Here is a 2,394-nt window from a genome sequence, read left to right as displayed (position 1 = left end):
CTTTTGGGACAGCCCCTTTCCTATATGTCAAAAAACAAAATTTTGGAGTTATTGAAAACTAAGAGGGGTGTATGATTCATAAAGAAATGTTGGTTAGAATTTGTTTTAGAAGATGAATCCTTTTCTTATTCCTATAGCAACTGCTTCAGCTCGATGTTTAACACCTAATTTTCTAATAGCTGAGCTAATATAATCTCTGACCGTATATTCGCTAATGGACATCAACGATGACATTTCTTTTATGGAAAAGCCGTTAGAAAGGTGTTGTAGTACTTCTGTCTCACGTCTACTGAGGAGGTTCTTTTCTGGAGCGGGAAGAAAAGGGGTAGTAAAGTAGTGAGAAAGAAGTGGTAAGTAACTGCTGCTTAATGCAGTTTCTCCAATATATTTATCTACAAGAACGAAACTGAAAACTACATTGAATAGACTAATCGGAATGACTGCAACTGAGTATTCGAAATTATGAACATACTTTTCTGGGAATGTCTCTAATATTGCTTCTTTACTTATGAGTTCGGCTTGATTTCTTTGTAAAGCTTGAAAGAGTGAATAAATGGTACGTATATCTTCTTGAATGTCATTTAAGGGCAAAACTTCTTTATCTTCGATTAACAAAATACCTTCACCTGTATAACTTAAAGGTGAATAAGTGAAGAGAGATGCTCTTTCAAATGGGAAAAAATGAATAAAACCTTTCAACAATAGCTCCGCTTTTGTTTGAAGATTTGTTACTTCAGCCATTTTATTAATATAATCGTGGACTGCAGTTTCAATCATTCGACAATTTCCCCTCCTACATTTTCAGGAATATTTTTTCCATTTTATTAATTTTACAATATTATGTAAGCCCTTACAAATAGTAAAAATAAAATAAGTTGAAAAAGGTGGAGTGATGGATGGAAACAAGAAAAATCTTAACTACTAGTAGTAGAGGTATATTGGAGGACTCATTTCCATATAGACTTTTTCAGAAAGCTAAAAAATTTGGTGTATGGAACCCATCTGACTTTGATTTCTCTCAGGATGTGAAAGATTGGCAATCATTTACGGAAGAGCAAAGAGAGTCAATCGTCAGGTTGATTGCACAATTTCAAGGTGGCGAAGAAGCTGTTACAAGAGATTTATTGCCATTGATGATGGTTATCGCAAAAGAAGGACGACTTGAAGAAGAAATGTTCTTAACAACATTTTTATTTGAAGAAGCTAAACATACTGAGTTTTTTAGACTCCTCTTAAATGAGCTAGGTGAAACAAGAGACTTATCATGCTATCATTCAGACACTTACAATACTATTTTTAATGATATTTTACCAACTGCAATGGAACGTCTTGTAGACGATCATTCACCTGAAGCATTAGCTGAAGCTTCAACTGTTTATAATATGTTTGTAGAAGGTGTTTTAGCAGAGACGGGATATTACGGTTTTTATCAATCGTTGGAGAGCATAGGAGCAATGCCAGCTTTGTTGAAGGGGGTAGATCATTTAAAGAGAGATGAATCTCGTCACATTGCCTATGGAACATATCTTTTACAACGCTTAATTAGTGAACATCCGCATATTTATGATATTGTAAAAAATAAAATGGAGGAATTAACACCTCTAGCTCTCAAACTTAATCAAGAAGGAAATACTGGTATTAATCCTTTTGGAACGGACATACAAGACACTTTGAATTTTACTATGAGACAATTATCTGTAAGAATGGAGATTCTTGCTAGATCAAAAGGTAAGAAAATTGAAGATATTTTTAAACAGAAAGAAATTGATTTTGAAATTGTATAACTAAGAAATTTGCACATACGATTATTCAATAGCCTGAAGCTTTAATTTATTAAGAGTTTCAGGTTATTTATATGTATTAATGAAGAAACATGATGGTAGTATTTTTGTATTACTAACAAACTTTTCACATAAATGGTGAGTAGTCGATGGTTTTTGTGTAAAAATTCTAAAAATTAAGTTGTCCGATTCTTATAGCTATGATAGAATTACTTCATTCTAAATTTGAAGTTCAAACTTCGATTATCATTATAGTGAAGTTTAAAATTCAAAAATGTAAGAAGGTGACCTCGTATAAATGGATTTGCAAGAGAAAGTAAAAGAACTTTTTGCTGTTCTATCCAATAGTCAAAAAAAAGTAGCGAAATATTTGTTGGATCAGCCAAAGAAGTTTGCTGTTCATTCTGCTTCGGAGATTGGAAAAGAAGTAGGTGTAAGTGAGACAACTATTATACGCTTTTGCTATTCTTTACAGTTAAAAGGATATAGTGAATTACAAAAAATTATTCGTAACTCATTAATTTTTGAAAATAGTAGTTTAAATGAATATTATTCTTCTAAAAAGCAAGTAGCTGACCAACCACATTTTTTAGCAGAAGTGATGGGACAAGAT

3 protein-coding genes are annotated in these 2,394 nt (G+C 32.3%); 2 read left to right on the top strand and 1 reads right to left on the bottom strand.

What is annotated here, in order from left to right; genetic code table 11:
• Positions 1-105 precede the first annotated feature (105 nt).
• Entirely contained in the window at positions 106-777 is a 672-nt protein-coding gene (locus V7014_RS19165) for a response regulator transcription factor (protein ID WP_335509319.1), read from the bottom strand.
• Positions 778-896: 119 nt separating this feature from the next.
• Here V7014_RS19165 and V7014_RS19160 point away from each other — a divergent pair, with 119 nt between their 5' ends.
• The gene (locus V7014_RS19160) at positions 897-1,784 is read left to right on the top strand and encodes a R2-like ligand-binding oxidase (RefSeq protein WP_335509317.1); all 888 of its coding nucleotides are present in this window, start codon (positions 897-899) and stop codon (positions 1,782-1,784) included.
• Positions 1,785-2,079: 295 nt separating this feature from the next.
• The coding region (locus V7014_RS19155) for a MurR/RpiR family transcriptional regulator (protein WP_438824943.1) at positions 2,080-2,394 on the top strand (315 nt) is incomplete at its 3' end.

This window comes from Bacillus sp. JJ722 (assembly GCF_036963345.1).
In the GTDB taxonomy this organism is placed as follows: domain Bacteria; phylum Bacillota; class Bacilli; order Bacillales; family DSM-1321; genus Bacillus_AD.
This window is presented reverse-complemented; position numbering and strand designations above follow the sequence as displayed.

Bases quoted from the DNA above. Each gene is read 5' to 3' on its own strand.
- V7014_RS19165 (WP_335509319.1), bottom strand. From the start codon at position 777: ATGATTGAAACTGCAGTCCACGATTATATTAATAAAATGGCTGAAGTA.
- V7014_RS19160 (WP_335509317.1), top strand. From the start codon at position 897: ATGGAAACAAGAAAAATCTTAACTACTAGTAGTAGAGGTATATTGGAG.